At 68.3% G+C, this 15,153-nt stretch carries 11 protein-coding genes; 6 read left to right on the top strand and 5 right to left on the bottom strand.

Features of this window, described 5'->3' with window-relative positions:
* The first annotated feature begins 357 nt into the window (after positions 1-357).
* The 5 genes from QR77_RS39600 (at position 358) to QR77_RS39580 (ending at position 9,183) form a co-directional block, all read left to right on the top strand.
* On the top strand, positions 358-1,587 hold the full coding sequence (locus tag QR77_RS39600) for an extracellular solute-binding protein (protein ID WP_040026754.1): 1,230 nt from the start codon (positions 358-360) through the stop codon (positions 1,585-1,587).
* Between the two features lie 10 nt (positions 1,588-1,597).
* A complete protein-coding gene (locus QR77_RS39595) occupies positions 1,598-2,551 on the top strand; it encodes a sugar ABC transporter permease (protein ID WP_040026753.1) in 954 nt (317 codons plus the stop codon).
* Positions 2,548-3,372 carry a carbohydrate ABC transporter permease gene (locus QR77_RS39590; protein ID WP_040026752.1) on the top strand — a complete coding sequence of 275 codons (825 nt, stop codon included), beginning with the start codon at positions 2,548-2,550 and terminating at the stop codon, positions 3,370-3,372. The genes QR77_RS39595 and QR77_RS39590 overlap by 4 nt, the downstream gene beginning before the upstream one ends.
* Before the next feature lie 40 nt (positions 3,373-3,412).
* Complete coding sequence (gene yicI, locus QR77_RS39585) at positions 3,413-5,725, top strand: alpha-xylosidase (RefSeq protein ID WP_040026751.1); 2,313 nt, start codon at positions 3,413-3,415, stop codon at positions 5,723-5,725.
* A gap of 119 nt (positions 5,726-5,844) precedes the next feature.
* Positions 5,845-9,183 (top strand): glycoside hydrolase family 3 protein, encoded by a 3,339-nt coding sequence (locus QR77_RS39580; RefSeq protein ID WP_040026749.1) that lies wholly within the window; start codon positions 5,845-5,847, stop codon positions 9,181-9,183.
* Positions 9,184-9,316: 133 nt separating this feature from the next.
* Here QR77_RS39580 and QR77_RS39575 read toward each other — a convergent pair whose 3' ends face one another.
* Positions 9,317-9,721, bottom strand: coding sequence for a nuclear transport factor 2 family protein (locus QR77_RS39575; RefSeq protein ID WP_040026748.1), 405 nt, complete (start codon positions 9,719-9,721; stop codon positions 9,317-9,319).
* Between the two features lie 353 nt (positions 9,722-10,074).
* Between QR77_RS39575 and QR77_RS39570 the strand changes: the two genes are divergently transcribed.
* Positions 10,075-10,593: a hypothetical protein gene (locus QR77_RS39570; RefSeq protein ID WP_040026746.1), complete on the top strand. Its 519-nt coding sequence runs from the start codon at positions 10,075-10,077 to the stop codon at positions 10,591-10,593.
* A 106-nt stretch (positions 10,594-10,699) separates the two neighbouring features.
* Here QR77_RS39570 and QR77_RS39565 read toward each other — a convergent pair whose 3' ends face one another.
* From QR77_RS39565 to QR77_RS39550, 4 genes are all read right to left on the bottom strand, one after another.
* A complete protein-coding gene (locus QR77_RS39565) occupies positions 10,700-11,614 on the bottom strand; it encodes a carbohydrate ABC transporter permease (RefSeq protein ID WP_040026745.1) in 915 nt (304 codons plus the stop codon).
* Entirely contained in the window at positions 11,611-12,543 is a 933-nt protein-coding gene (locus tag QR77_RS39560; protein ID WP_040026744.1) for a sugar ABC transporter permease, read from the bottom strand. The genes QR77_RS39565 and QR77_RS39560 overlap by 4 nt, the downstream gene beginning before the upstream one ends.
* The gene (locus tag QR77_RS39555) at positions 12,540-13,925 is read right to left on the bottom strand and encodes an extracellular solute-binding protein (protein WP_040026742.1); all 1,386 of its coding nucleotides are present in this window, start codon (positions 13,923-13,925) and stop codon (positions 12,540-12,542) included. Before QR77_RS39555 ends, QR77_RS39560 begins: the two co-directional genes overlap by 4 nt.
* A gap of 102 nt (positions 13,926-14,027) precedes the next feature.
* Positions 14,028-15,125: an enolase C-terminal domain-like protein gene (locus QR77_RS39550; protein WP_040026741.1), complete on the bottom strand. Its 1,098-nt coding sequence runs from the start codon at positions 15,123-15,125 to the stop codon at positions 14,028-14,030.
* Positions 15,126-15,153 lie beyond the last annotated feature (28 nt).

The raw sequence follows: 15,153 nt of genomic DNA, 5'->3' as shown, positions 1-15,153 counted from the left end.
GGTCGAGACGCTGGCCACCGAGGTCACGCGGCTCGCGGTGTCCGCCGCCGCGGCGCTGCGCGACCCCGCGGATCGCGCCGAGCCCGGCGCCCGGCTGCTCGCCTCGTCCCTCGGGCATCTGCTGATCGCACCGGTTCTGCTGCCGGGGACCGCTCCCCTCACCGCACCGCCGCGCTGACACGCCGGCAGGACGGACAGCCGCATCTCTCGTCGGATCCCTTGTCGCCGCCCCCGCGAGCGCCTAACATCGCGGCGTCGCGCTGTCGAATCGATTCGATGATTCGGGCCGGACCGTCGGCGCCCCACGCAACATCTCCGTCTCTCACAGAGCCGTCGAACGAACGGAGAGCCACCTCCATGCAAGCGTTTCGCCCGCGCCCACCGGCGCCGGCAGTCATCCTCACGGCCCTGCTGTCCGTGGCCGGCCTCGCCGGGTGTGCCGCGACACCGGACCCGGGCACCGTCACCGTGCTGAACTCGGCCACCGACACCCTCGAACACGACCAGGAGCAGAAGTTCTTCGACGCGTGCGCGAAACCGCTCGGCGTCACGGTCCAGCAGACCAGCGTCCCCGCCGACCAGGTCGTCTCCAAGGCCCTCCGGATGGCCTCGTCCCACTCGCTGACCGACATCCTGGAACTGGACGGCTCCGAGGTGCCGCAGTTCGCCGACACCGGCGGCCTCGTGCCCCTGAAGAAGGCGGGGGTGGATGTGGCGGGCATGTCCCGCAGCGCCATCACCATGGGCAGCTTCCACGGGGTCCAGTACGGCGTCGCCAGGTCGGTCAACTCCCTCGCGCTGATCTACAACACCGATCTGCTGAAGAAGGCGGGCGTCAAACCGCCCAGGACCTGGGACGAGTTGAAGGCAACGGCCAAGCTGCTGACCCACGGCACGACGTACGGGATGGCGTTCAGCGCGACGCCAGACGCGGACGGCGTCTACCAGTTCCTGCCGTTCTTCTGGTCGGCCGGCGGTGACGAGGCACATCTCGACGACGGCAAGGGCGCCCCCGCCCTCCAGTTGTGGAAGGACCTGGTCGACGAGAAGGTGACCTCCAGCGCCGTCGTGACCTGGAACCAGCAGGACGTCAACGACCAGTTCATCGCCGGCCGGGCCGCGATGATGGTCAACGGCCCCTGGCAGGTGCCCGTCCTGAACGGGCACAAGGACCTGCACTGGGCGGTGGCCGCCATACCCGTACCGGAGGCCGGCCGGCCGCCGGTGCCCCCCATCGGCGGCACCGTCATGGCCCTCCCCCAGACCGGCGACCCGGGCCGCCAGAGCACCGCCGCGAAGATCATCAACTGTCTCAACGAGGCGAAGAACCAGGTGGCCTGGGGCGAGTCGGTCAACAACGTACCCACACTGAAGAGCGCCTCCGCCCAGTACAAGGCGCAGAACCCGGAACTCGGGGCGTTCGCCGACGAGGTCGCCACCGCGCGCTCGCGCACCGACCGGGTCGGCGCGCGGTGGCCGGTCGTCTCCGACGCCCTGTCGGGCGCCTTCCAGTCCGTGCTGACCGGGCGCGCCACACCGGAAGCCGCCCTCAGACAGGCCCAGTCACAGGCAAAGGCCGACGAGTGAGGAGACAGCCATGACCATCACCGCTCCCTCCGTCCCCGTGTCACCGGCCGGAGCCGCGTCCGTCGCCGGAGCCCCCGGCCGCCGCGCCAAACTGCTGCGCTGGTGCTTCGTCGTCCCCGCCCTGCTCTACATGCTGGCGTTCTTCGGCTATCCGCTCGTACGCAACGTCGTCATGAGCTTCCAGCACTACACGCCCCGTACGTTCTTCACCGGCGCCGCGCCCTTCAACGGCCTCGACAACTGGCGCGGGGTGTTCGACAACCCGCTGTTCACCGGCTCGCTGTGGCACACCGTCGTTTTCACTCTCGGTTCGCTGCTCGGCCAGTTCGTCCTCGGCCTGGCGCTCGCCGTGTTCTTCTCCCGGCGCTTCAAACTGTCCGGCTTCGTCCGGGCGGTCCTGCTGCTGCCCTGGCTGGTTCCGATGGTGGTGTCCGCCGTCGTCTGGCGGAAGCTGCTCGACCAGGACACCGGGGTCCTCAACACCCTGCTGATGAACCTGCATTTCGTGGACTCCCCGGTCCCCTGGCTCAGCAGCCCGAACGTCGCTCTGCTCTCCGCCGTCCTGGTCAACATCTGGGTCGGGATCCCGTTCAACATGGTGATCCTGTACGGCGGGCTCCAGGAGATCCCCCGGGACCTGTACGAGGCGGCCGCACTGGACGGCGCCGGGGCCTGGCGCACCTTTCGCGATGTCACGCTCCCGATGCTGCGCCCCGTCGTGACCGTGGTGCTCGTGCTCGGCTTCATGTCGACGGTCAAGATCCTCGACCTGATCCTCGCCCTCACCGGCGGAGGTCCCGCCGACTCCACCCAGACCGTGGGCACAGTCACCTATCAACTGTCCTTCCAGCAGCTCGACTTCGGCCAGGGCGCGGTGGCCGGCAACATTCTCATTCTTGTCAGCGCGGTCTTCGCCGTGCTCTATCTGCGGGTCAACAGGTCCGACTTCGGCCAGGGGAAGTGATTGCTGTGCCCACCCGCGACCTGCGCCGTGGCGGCAATACCGTCATCGCGCTGATCATTCTGGTCATCCTCCTCTTCCCGCTGTACTGGATGCTCAACATCGCCCTTCAGCCCGGCGAGAGTCTCGCCTCGACCGACTGGCTGCCCACCGCGCCCGGCTGGAGCAACTTCAGCCGCGCGCTGAGCACTCAGGGCGACTCACTGGTGACGAGCCTGGTAGTGGCGGTCGGCGCCGTGGTGGTGTGCCTGGCTCTCGCGGCCCCGGCGGCGTACGGCCTCGCCCAGCTCGGGCTGCGCGGCAGCCGCAGCATGGTGTTCGGCACGCTGATCACCCAGATGGTGCCGGGCATCGTCATCGCCAACGCGCTGTACAGCGCCTATGTCGATCTGCACCTGGTCAACTCGACGTTCGGGCTGATCCTGGCCGACGCCTCACTCGGGCTGCCGTTCTCCATCGTGCTGCTGCGGGCATTCATGGTCTCGATCCCGCGTGAGGTCGTGGAAGCCGCGCTGGTCGACGGCGCGAACCGGTTCACCGCCTTCTGGCGCGTCGTGCTGCCGATGAGCCGCAACGCCCTCATCACGGCAGGCCTGTTCACCTTCCTCTTCGCGTGGTCGGACTTCATGTTCGCTCTGACGCTCAACACCACCGACGCGGTCAAGCCGATCACCCTCTCGATGTACGAGTACATCGGCGCGCATGTCAGTGACTGGGGCGCCGTCATGGCGACCGCGGTCGTTTCGGCGGTACCGGCGGCGATCCTCCTGGTGCTGGCCCAGAAATACGTCGCCGCCGGGATAACCGGCGGCTCCGTCAAGTGATGCCGATCCCCTTCCGTACTCCCACCGAGCAGGAGCGCAGATGAAGTTCACCGATGGCCACTGGATGATGCGCCCCGGTGTCACGGCCCACTACGCGGCCGGGGTGACCGACTCCGTCGTCACCGACGACCGGGTCACCCTCTACGCACCGGTCAAGCGGATCAACCACCGGGGCGACACCCTCGACGGCCCCCTGCTGACCGTGGAGTGCTGGTCACCGGCCGAGGGCGTGATCGGCGTCCGCTGCACGCACTTCGCCGGACGGGCCGCCGGGCGGCCGGAGTTCGCACTCGCGGAGGCCCCCGGCCCCACTCCCGGCACAGTGGTGCGCGAAGGTTCCGTAGTCGAGCTGGTGTCCGGCGCGCTCTCCCTGAAGGTGGACACCGCTGCCCCCTGGCAGCTCGACTTCTCATCCGACGGCCGGCACCTCACCTCCATCGGCTCACGCGGCACCGGCATCGCCGTCGACGCCGAGGACAGGCACTTCATGCTCGCGCAGCACACGCTCGGTGTCGGCGAGAGTGTCTACGGGCTCGGCGAGCGGTTCACTCCGCTCGTCCGGAACGGGCAGAGCGTCGACATCTGGCAGTCGGACGGCGGCACCAGCAGCGAACAGGCGTACAAGAACATCCCGTTCCACCTCACCACCCGGGGCTACGGCGTCTTCGTCAACCACCCGGGGCAGGTGTCCTACGAGGTCGGCTCGGAGGCCGTGGGCCAGGTCCAGTTCAGTGTGGAGGACCAGAGCCTGGAGTTCTTCGTCGTCAACGGCCCGACGCCCAAGGAGATCCTCGCCCGCTACACCGCGCTCACCGGCCGCCCCGCGCTGCCGCCCGCCTGGTCGTTCGGCCTCTGGCTCTCGACCTCCTTCACCACCTCGTACGACGAGGAGACCGTGACCCGTTTCGTCCAGGGCATGGCCGACGCCGAAATCCCGCTCAGTGTCTTCCACTTCGACTGCTTCTGGATGCGCGAGTACCAGTGGAGCGACTTCGTCTGGGACCCGGCCGTGTTCCCCGACCCGCGCGGGATGCTGGCCCGTCTCAAGGAGCGCGGGCTGCGCGTCTGCGTCTGGATCAACCCCTACATCGCCCAGAAATCACCGCTGTTCGCCGAGGGGATGGCCGGAGGTTACCTGCTGAGGCAGCCGGACGGGGACGTCTGGCAGTGGGACCGGTGGCAGGCCGGCATGGCCCTGGTCGACTTCACCAACCCGGCGGCACGCACCTGGTACGCGGACAAGCTGCGGCTGCTGCTCGACCAGGGCGTGGACTGCTTCAAGACGGACTTCGGCGAGCGCGTCCCCGTCGATGTGAAGTGGCATGACGGCTCGGACCCGGAGCGGATGCACAACTACTACACACAGCTCTACAACGAGACGGTGTTCGACCTGCTGCGGGAGGTACGCGGTGAGGGCGAGGCCGTCCTCTTCGCCCGCTCGGCCACCACCGGAGGCCAGCGGCTGCCGGTGCACTGGGGCGGGGACTGCGAGTCGTCCTTCGAGGCGATGGCCGAGTCACTGCGCGGCGGTCTCTCGCTCGGCCTCTCCGGCTTCGGTTTCTGGAGCCACGACATCGGCGGGTTCGAGGGCACCCCGAGCCCCGCCCTCTTCAAACGGTGGGTGCAGTTCGGCCTGTTGTCGTCGCACAGCAGGCTCCACGGCAGCAAGTCCTACCGGGTGCCGTGGGACTACGGCGACGAAGCGGTGGCCGTCACCCGCGCCTTCACCCGGCTCAAGCACCGGCTGATGCCCTACCTCTACGGGGCGGCGACACAGGCCAGGGACGCCGGCACCCCGATGATGCGCGCCATGGCGCTGGAGTTCCCCGACGACCCTGCCTGCCGGCCGCTGGACAGTCAGTACATGCTCGGTGACGATCTGCTGGTCGCGCCGGTGTTCACCGAGGACGGCACCGTCGAGTACTACCTGCCCGCAGGTACCTGGACGAACGTTCTCACCGGCGCGCGGGTGTCGGGTCCCGGCTGGCAGCGCGAGACGCACGGTTTTGACACGATGCCGCTGCTGGCGCGGCCCGGTGCGGTGGTGCCTTTCGGGGCCCTGGACGAGGCGCCCGTGTACGACTGGGCCCACGACGTGACCCTGCGCGTGTACGCGCCGGCCGACGGCTCGGCGACCACGACGACCGTCCCCACCGCGGACGGCTCGGGCGCCGCCGCGGTCTTCACCACACGGCGTACGGGCGAGGAGATCGTGGTCGAGACCGCGGCCCGAGTCCCCTGGAACGTCCTGCTCGTGGGGGCGGCGCCCGACGGGGAGGGCGTCCCTGATCCGCTCGGGGCGCTGTACAGGTGTCCGGCCGGTACACCACGGCTGACAGTCCGTTCGCGCTGACCGGCGCCCCGCCCCCGTACCGCCGCCCGCGCCCCACCACCTCTCAGGCCGGGCCTGACCCCGCCCCTCATCGAATCGATTCGACCATCCCGGAGCGTCTCCTGTCGGAGGACCGTGACATGAACCAGAACAGCCACACCAACACCTCGGGCACCAACCCCTCGGGCACCAACGCCTCGGGGCCCGCGGAAGGACCCAGCCGGCGCGTGCTCCTCGGCGTGCTCGCGGCAGGCACCGCGGGCGCCGCCCTCGGCCCGCTCGCACCGTACGCCGAAGCCGCCACCGGCCCCACAGGGACGGCAGCGGCCGCAGCCGGCGCCGCCGACTACCTGGACACCTCGCTGCCGCTCGACCGCCGAGTGGACTCCCTGCTCGCCCTGATGACCGACGAGCAGAAGCTCGGCTGCCTCACCGGTCTCCCCGCCATGACACTGAGCGACGGCTACCGGCTTCCCGCGCGCAGCAGTTCGGGCGTGGAGGGACTGCACGGCTCCGGACAGGTGGCCAACGCCACGATGTTCCCCCAGGCGATCGGGTTCGGCTCGACCTGGGACACCGACCTCGTCGAGTCCATGGGCCATGTCGTCGGGTTCGAGATCAGGTCGAAGAACCCGGCGAGCCTGCGTGCCTGGGCTCCCGTGGCGGATGTCCGGAGCAACCCGCTGGCCGGCAGATACGAGGAGGGGTACGGCGAAGACCCCTTCCTGAGCGGGACGTTGGGCACGGCCTACGCCTTCGGCATCAAGGGCCGCCATCCGCTGTACATCCTGGCCAAGCCGGAGATGAAGCACTTCTTCGCCTACAACCACGAGTGGAACCGGGCCCGTTCGAGCAGCAGCATGAGCGCGCGGGCGATGCACGAGTTCAACCTCGTCAGCTACCGGATGCCGGTGGAGGCGGGGGCGGTGCTGGGCGCGATGGTCTCCTACAACCTGATCAACGGCGTACCGAGCAACGTGAATCCGATCCTCCAGAAGGTGCGCGACGACTGGGCGCCGGGCAGCTTCATGTTCGTCTCCGACGCCTGGGACGAGTTCAACGTCTACAACACCAAGGGCGCTCCGTACGTCTTCCCCCTGACGGTTCCCGAGAAGGCCGACGTCTCCTACGTGGCGGGGCTGAGCCCGCAGCCGTCGGACGACGCGACGAACCAGGCCACCACGGGCGCCCTGCTGCTGCGCTCGGGCATGTCCAACTTCTCGGACGGCAACGGCGCGGGGTTCAAGGCGGACGACGCCGCCCGCAGCGCGGTGGCCAAGGGTGTCCTCGGTGCTTCGATGGAGCACGTCGACCGGGTGGTACGGGACTGGCTGGCCTACCAGATACGTTCGGGAGCCCTCGACGGCGACGCCAGCCCGTACACCGTCAAGACCGTGCCCCCGAACCAGAATCCGCAGGAGCTGCGAGCCAGCAGGCAGCTCGCCCTGCTGGCGGCCCAGGAACAGATGGTGCTGTTGAAGAACGACCGGGGCGTGCTGCCGCTGCGGGGCTCGAAGGTAGGCACTCTCGCGCTTGTCGGCCCGCTCGCGGATGTCAATCTGCGCGACTACTACAGTCCGGCGCCGCCCGACGACCAGCGGGTCACACCGCTGCGAGGTGTCCGCGAGAAGATCGGGGCGGACCGGGTGACGTTCGCCAACGGCACCGACACCGTCGCCTGGAAGTCGGTCGCCCACGGGACGTATGTCACCGCTGCCTCCGGGGACGCGCAGATGACGGCCGACGCCGAACACATCGGCGCCGAGCAGCAGTTCCAGGTCTACGACTGGGGCTTCGACCAGCACTTCTTCAAGAGCGTCTCCACCGGCGGCTATGTCAACACGGACCAGGACATCGTCAACAGTGCGACGCAGCTTCGGACTTCGCAGAGCACGATGCCCGACGGCGACGCCCAGTGGAACACCAACACCAACTTCCACTACCTGCGCAACGAGGACGGCACCCGCTCGATCTACGGAGTGGACTACATCGAGAACGACCAGTTCTACCGGCAGTTCCCCACCGGCCGCTATGTCCGCGCAGGGGACGACCCCGCTCACCTGCTCGCCCCCACCCTGGACCACGACGACTTCGAGGCCGGCGACGAGCAGCTCCGGTCCACAGCGAAGTTCACCGAGGTCGTAGTGGAACGCGGCACGCACAAGGCGGCCGAGCTCGCGAAGGCGGCGGACTACGCCGTGGTGGTGATCGGCAACCACGTCAGGGTCAACGCCCGCGAGAGCCAGGACCGTCCCGGTCTCGCGCTCTCGGCCCAGCAGTCGGACCTCGTGCGCGCGACGGCCGCCGCACGTCCGGGCAGGACGATCGTGGTCGTGATGAGCAGCTATCCGTTCGCGCTGGGGGACATCCAGGACAATCCAGATGTCGCGGCGATCGTCTACTCGTCGCACGCGGGCCAGGCGGCGGGGACGGCGCTGGCCGACGTGCTGTTCGGCGACTACGCGCCGGCCGGCCGGCTGAGTTCGACCTGGCTGGCCGACGAGTCGTCCCTGCCGAAGCTGGGACCCGACGCGGACGGGCACGAGCCTCAGTACACGGTCGACATGCTCCAGTACGACCAGTTGTCTGCCCGGCTGACGTATCGCTACTCGAAGGCGCCGCACACCTATCCCTTCGGCCACGGCCTGACGTACACCGGCTTCCGCTACGGCGGTCTGTCGGTCCCCGAAGAGACGTCCGACGGCGACGCGTTCACCGTCGGCCTCGACGTGACCAACACGGGCAGGGTGACCAGCGACGAGGTCGTGCAGGTCTACGCGCACGCGCAGGACTCCGTGTACGGGGCGAACGTCCCGGTCAAGCAACTGGTGGGGTTCCGGCGGATCAAGTCGGTGAAGCCCGGTGAACGCAGGAAGGTGAGCATCGAGGTCGACCCGAAGGCCCTGGCCGTGTGGGACCCCGCCAGCCAGAGCACTGTGGTCGAGAGCGGGCACTACAGGCTGATGGTCGGCGCCTCGTCGGCCGACATCAGGCTCAGCACGACGCTCGTCCTCACCGCGCACAGGATCGGCGCGCTCGACCTCACGAGCACGGCGCGCAACGCCTGGGAGTACTACACGGTGAGCAGTCCCGGTATCAGTCACTGGGAGGTGTCCAAGCAGAACACGCTGGCACGGCGCGGCGGCTACCACTCGGTCACCTCACGCCACCCGGGTGACCACATCGGCTTCTCGAACGTCGACGTACGCGAGGCGCGCTCGGTCGAACTTCGCGTGGCGACGACCACCGCGTCCTGGGCGCGGGTCACGCACCCGGCGATCAGTGTCCACGCCGACCGGCCGGACGGACCGCTGCTCGGCACGGTGAGGTTCGGCCCCACCGGGGGGCTCCAGAACTTCACGACGGCGACAGGCACGCTACGGGGCGCCGGAGGCGCCGGCAGGACACGCGACCTCTACCTGGTCTTCGCCGAGCCGGGCATCTACCTCGACACGCTGCGCCTGACCACGGACGGCTGAGGCTTCGCGTCGCCGACGCGCAGGACCAAGGGGGTGTCCGCGAAGTCTCGCCAGGCGTACGACGAGACTTCGCGGACACCCCCTGGCGCTGGACAGGCCGGCCGGCCTGTTCAGCGCCGAGCAAGGTCAGGGATCAGGCTCCGGCGACGGTTCGGCCCGGCATCGGCTCCGCGAGCGCGGCCCGCCAGGCCGGCGCGCCGAAGGGGTCGGCGAAGTACTGCGTCTCGTGCACCACGTGCCGGCCGGCGAATTCCATGACGCTCACCGAGTAGGAGGGCACACCGTCGTAGGTGATGGTGCATTCGCTCACCCACAGCTCCGCATGGCCGGTGATCCGCCGGACGGTGAAGTGCCGGTCGGCAGGGTGCCCGCCGCGTTGCGCCGCGATCGTCGCGCGGCCCCGGAACCGCTCACCTGACTGCGGGTAGTCCAGGATCGCGTCCGTGGCGTAGATGGCGTGCTCGGCTTCGGTGTTCCCGCGTTCCGAGGCCCGCCAATGCTCCTCGATCGCGGCCCTGATCCGGGAGTCAGCATCCATGGCACCGCCCTTCCGTAAGGGTGGCAGCTTAGGCACCCCGGGCCACAGCCGGCCCGTGGCCGGACGGACGCGGGCCGCCACGTCGTCCCTTTGGCCGAAGGCGCTGGGTTTGGCTTCGCCGTTCGTCCACACGACCTAAGATGATCAACGGTGACCACACCCCGCCTGCCCACCGGACACACGCTCGCCCAGCAGGATCGCGATCTCGATGTGGAGTACCAGCCAGGCCGTTCGTTTCGCATCAAGGGGTACTGGCCCACCGCCCGGACATCGCGGGATGGACCGCAAGGTCACGGTGGGCACCATGCGGGGCTAGGGGGTTTCGCAGTTGCAGAGAAACAGGGGGGATCAGGGTGTTCAACCCTCATCCGAAGGATGGCCCGGAGACGGGCCGACAGCAGCCGGCCGAGAAGAACGGCGGTCGTTTCACGTGGGGGTTCGGCGGCTTGCTCGCCGTCGTGGTGATAGCCGCGGCTGTCTCCGGCTGTGGGAGTAACGACCAGGCCGGCAAGGCCAACTCGGCTGGAGGCGCACCCGCTTCGCCGTCGGCGGAGGCGTCCCGGAAGGCGGCGCCCGCCGCCACGCACGAGGCCAAGCCGCCGACCACGGTGCTCGCCCTCACAGGTTCCGGTACCAAGGACACGAGCGCGTTCAAGGTCGGCGACACGTGGACGCTGTCCTACACGTTCGACTGCGCCAAGGCCATGAGTGCTGTCGGCGGTAAGGGCAACTTCATCGTTTTCGAGAAGGACGCCAAGCTCGTCAACGAAATAGACAAGTCCGGCAAGGGCAGCACGCCACAGCACACGTCGGGCACACATCAGCTTCAGATCGTCAGTGAGTGTGATTGGACCGTGAAGGTCACCGGCTAGCTCCGATTCCGTGACGGCCCGCCGGGTTCGCCCGGCGGGCCGTTTCGGTTGCCGGGCGGCTCCGGGCGCCGCTGGGAGAGGGGGCGCCTCGCGATGCCCGCCGCGCTCATTCCTTGGTCGCTCCGGCGAGCATCCCGGACACCAGCGTGCGTTGCGAGAACAGGAAGAGCACCAGAACAGGCAGGATGGCGACAAGAATCGCCAGGGCCAGTTCCGGGATGGTGATGTTCAGACCGGCGCCGGCCACCGGGTTGAACGACGGAGTGGAGGTCAGGAGCTGGTTCAGGCCCACCTGGACAGGGAACTGGTCGCTGTTCGGCAGCACGAGATACGGCAGGAAGAAGTTGTTCCAGTTGCCTACGAAGCTGAAGAACGCGATCAGCCCGACCACCGGTTTCGCCAGCGGCAGCGCGATGCGGGAGAAGAGCTGCCATTCCGTACAGCCGTCGATCCGCGCGGCCGACAGCAGGTCTCTGGGCAGGCTGCTCCCGAAGTAGATGTAGACCAGATACACGCCGAACGGATAGAAGGAGAAGGGCAGGATCACCGACCACACGGTGCCGATCAGATGGAAGCGGTTGAGTTCCAGGAAAACCGGCAGTACCAGGGTGGCCTGCGGCATGATCATCGTGACCAGGGTGATGGTCAGCAGCGTCTTGCGTCCTCGGAACTTCGTCAGGGCCAGCGCGTAGCCCGCGGGCACGCTGACGGCCAGCGTCAGTATGAGCGATCCACCGGAGTAGATCGCCGAGTTGCGCAGCCACGTGATCATGACGCCGTTCTGGAAGCCGAACAGGTGCTGCCAGGCGGTGCCGATCTGCTGGAACGAGCCGAAGGAGAACGGGTTGTCGTGCACCACTTGGCCGGCGGTCTTCGACGGCGCGAGCAGCAGCCAGATCACCGGCAGTACGAAGAACACCAGCAGCACGGCCAGCAGGAGGCCCACAACCAGGAACGAGACGGCCCGCGAGGGCCGGACGCGCCGGCCCGCCGCTGTCGAGGGGAGGATGGTTTGTGTCATTTCTCGTCCAACTTGAACAGGTTCGATCGGGCGACCAGCAGACCGGCGGCGATGAGCCCCAGTGCCAGCAGAAAGACGGAAATAGCGGCGGCGCCGTTGAAGTCGCCCTGCTGGAAGGCGAAGACGTAGGCGAGCTGGTTGGGTGACCAGGTGGGGCTCACCCGGCCCAGGCTGGCGGTCTGGAGCAGTTGGGGCTCGACGAACAACTGGGTGCCGGTGGCGAAGGCCATGATCGCCATGTACACGATCCACTGTCGGATCATCGGTATCTGGATGTGCCAGGCGGTACGCCAGGGCCCAGCGCCGTCCATCCGGGCGGCTTCCATCACCTCGTCCGGGATGTTGTTCAGCGCCCCGTACATCACGACCATCCAGCCGCCCGCGCCGGTCCAGAAGGCGATCAGCATGAAGATCAGTGGCAGGTGGCCGGGCGCGAGCACGGCCGCGAAGCTGTGCATTCCCATGCTGTTGAGCAGCCAGGACACGGGGCTGACGTCCGGGTCGAGAACGAACAGCCAGACCAGGACACTGGCGACCCCGGCGAGGGCGCCGGGAATGTAGTACAGGAAGCGGAAGAGCGCCGATGTGCCCGGACGCACCCGGCTGCGCAGGACCACCGCGACCAGGACGACCAGCACGACCAGCACGACCAGCCACATGACCAGGTAGATCAGCATGTTCGTGAAGGCCGGGACGAAACGGTAGTCCTGGGCGACCTTCAGGAACTGGTTGAGCCCGGTGAACTGGCCCTGGTCGTTGGTGAGTGCCAGATAGAACGAGTAGCCCGTGGGGAAGACGCCGAACGCGAGCAGCAACAGCGCGTAGCCGGCGACGAAGAAGTAGCCCGCGCGGCTGCGGCCCCTCCGCCGCGGCACGGTGCCGCGGCGGAGGAGGGAGACGGCGACGCGCTCAGTCTCCAGCAGTGTCATTTGCCGGCCACCTGATATCCGTTGGCCTTCGCCTCGTTACTGATCTCCTGCTGCCACGCCGGCAGGGTCGAGGTCAGGCTCTTGCCGGAGGTCAGGGCCGGCAGTACGACGCTGGACCAGGCAGTGGCGTCCGAGAACTTGGTGTTCGACCAGCCGCTCCACACCTCGTTGGCGGCCTCCTGGAAGGGCTTGCTCACGTCGGTGGCGAAGTAGTCGCTGTTGGCCGGGTTGGCCAGCCACGCTTCGGCGGCCTTGGTGTAGGCCGGGTAGGTCGGCGCGGCGGCCTGGTTCTCGTTGGAGGTGGTCAGCCAGGTGGCCAGATCCGTCGACGCCTTGAGGTTGGCGCTGTGCGAGGACACCATCCACACACCACCGCCGACGTTGCCGGTGGCGGCCGTGGTCTCTCCCTGCCAGGTCAGCGGTGCCGCCGCGGCGATCTGCTTGGCCGGGGTCTTGAAGGCGGCCTGGAACAGGTACTGGCCGTACCAGGACGGGCCGTACGCCATCAGGACCTTGTCGGCGCTGTCCTTGGCGAAGCCCTGGCTGAAGAAGCCCTTGGTGGTCACGGCCTTGGCGGAGATCAGGCCGTCCAGCAGCTTCGACATCCGGGTGCACTTCGGATCCGTCAGGTCGCTGCGCAGCGTGTCCGGCTTCGTCAGGCTGAACGCCGGGCACTGGCCGGACCAGAAGTACGACTCGTGCGAGTTGGTGTCGCCGACCGAGCCGACCAGGTAGCCGGGGTGGTCCTTGGCGACCTGCTTGCCCAGGGCCTCGTACTGCTCCCAGGTGGTGGGGACCTTGTATCCCCACTTGTCCATGAGGGTCTTGTTGTACCAGAGCACCACCTGCGCGATGTCGTTGCGCAGGCAGTAGGTGTGGTCGTTGACCTGGCAGGGCGCGAGAGAGCCCTTGGCGAAGCCGTCCAGCGTGCTCTGCGGTACGAGCTTGTCGTCCAGGGGCGCCGCGAACGGCCGCGCACCGGACTTCGTGGGCTCGGACGCCCAGGTCACGTCGGTGGGTGTGCCGAACACCACGTCCGGCCAGCCGCTGCCGGTCCGGTCGAACAACTGCACCTTCGACTGGAGATAGGTGGAACCGTCGGCGCCGCCGTCGTACGTGACTATCTTCATCTTCACGTCGGGGTGTGCCTTCTGGTACGCCTGCACCGACGGGAGCCGGGTCGAGTCGGCCCACACCGTGATCTGTGAGCCCGCCTTCTGCGTGACCGGTTTGAACTCCGGTCCCGAGGAGGAGGGCTTGGTGGTGGTGTCGGCGCTGGCGCAGCCGGCCAGCATGGCCGCTGTGGCCAGGGAGAGCGCGGCCGCGGCAGTGCGCAGCACTGCGCGGCGTCGGCCGGCTCTCGGAGATCCGGAAGACCTCATCGTCTTGCCTTTCTTGGTTCTGTGCGGAGGACGGGCGACGCGCCGGATGGGGGCGCCGGGTGCGGTGACGGGGTGGACGACTGCCACCCCGTCACCGCCCGGTCAGCGCGGCTGCTCGACGAACGGCTGGAGTTCGCTGCCGTAGCCGAGGTCGAGCGGGAGGGCTATGCCAGGCCCCGTGGGGGCGTGCACCAGGCCCTGTGCGTCCACATGGCGCTCGCGGACGACCTTCGCCGCGGTCACCAGGGACTCGTAATAGGTGGTGTTGGAGATGGCCATGCACAGGTGGTGGTTCGGGATGTCCGAACCGTGTACCTCGGCACGCAGCCGGTAGGCGTCGGCGAGGTGTGCGGTGCGCATGGCGCCGGTGATCCCACCGCGGAGGGTGGTGCCGGCCCGCACGCCGAAGGTGGCGGCACCGGCCTTGATGAAGTCCGCGGAGTTCATGTGCGCTCCGTCGGAGGTCTCGGCCACCAGCAGCGGTACGTCCACGGCCGCCGCCAGTCTCTGATAGGCGGAGATGCTGAACTCGCGCATCGGCTCCTCGTACCAGAGGTAGTCCGCCTCGGAGAGCGCCCGGCCCAGACGGATCGCGTCGGGCAGGTCGAAGCCGGCCGACCCGTCGTACATGAGAGGTACTGAAGGACCGACGTGCTCGCGCAGCGCCAGGCACAGCTCGGCGTCACGGCGGGCATCGCCCCAGGCGTGCAGTTTGATACCGCGGTACCCCAGTTCCAGGCACTGGTCCGCCACGTCGAGGAACTCCGCGACGCTGGAGAACGTCGAAGTGGAGGCGTAGGCGGGGATCGACTTCCGGAACCCGCCGAGCAGGCGCCAGACCGGCTGGTCGTGGTAGCGGCCGGCCAGGTCCCACAGGGCGGTGTCGATCAGCCCGAGGACGGGGAGCGGGAGTTCGTGGATACGGTCCAGCTCCCACACCCGGTGCCACAGCCATTCCCGCTGGAACGGGTCGGCTCCGACCAGTTCGTCACGGAAGACCCGCTCCACCAGGTCCCGGAGGGTGGTGAAGGCTCCCGGCCTGGCGAACAGGGCCACCCCCTCGGCTCCCTCGTCGGTACCGATACGCAGCACCGCGCCGTCGCCCACCGGAGCGCTTCCGCTCAGTCCGTCCCTCCAGCGGAAGGGCGGGCTGGCCGGCGGAACATCGATCCGGTGTACTTCGACATGCGTGATCTTCATCGTGACTTTCATTTCGGTGTGAGCGGGC

This window comes from Streptomyces sp. 150FB, from assembly GCF_000818195.1.
Taxonomy (GTDB): Bacteria; Actinomycetota; Actinomycetes; order Streptomycetales; family Streptomycetaceae; genus Streptomyces.
Note: the sequence above shows the minus strand (reverse complement) of the source record. Positions and strands in the feature narration are given on the sequence as shown.

Coding starts and splice junctions, on each gene's coding strand:
- QR77_RS39600 (WP_040026754.1), top strand. CDS start 358: ATGCAAGCGTTTCGCCCGCGCCCACCGGCGCCGGCAGTCATCCTCACG.
- QR77_RS39595 (WP_040026753.1), top strand. CDS start 1,598: ATGACCATCACCGCTCCCTCCGTCCCCGTGTCACCGGCCGGAGCCGCG.
- yicI (WP_040026751.1), top strand. CDS start 3,413: ATGAAGTTCACCGATGGCCACTGGATGATGCGCCCCGGTGTCACGGCC.
- QR77_RS39580 (WP_040026749.1), top strand. CDS start 5,845: ATGAACCAGAACAGCCACACCAACACCTCGGGCACCAACCCCTCGGGC.
- QR77_RS39575 (WP_040026748.1), bottom strand. CDS start 9,721: ATGGATGCTGACTCCCGGATCAGGGCCGCGATCGAGGAGCATTGGCGG.
- QR77_RS39565 (WP_040026745.1), bottom strand. CDS start 11,614: ATGACACAAACCATCCTCCCCTCGACAGCGGCGGGCCGGCGCGTCCGG.
- QR77_RS39560 (WP_040026744.1), bottom strand. CDS start 12,543: ATGACACTGCTGGAGACTGAGCGCGTCGCCGTCTCCCTCCTCCGCCGC.
- QR77_RS39555 (WP_040026742.1), bottom strand. CDS start 13,925: ATGAGGTCTTCCGGATCTCCGAGAGCCGGCCGACGCCGCGCAGTGCTG.
- QR77_RS39550 (WP_040026741.1), bottom strand. CDS start 15,125: ATGAAGATCACGCATGTCGAAGTACACCGGATCGATGTTCCGCCGGCC.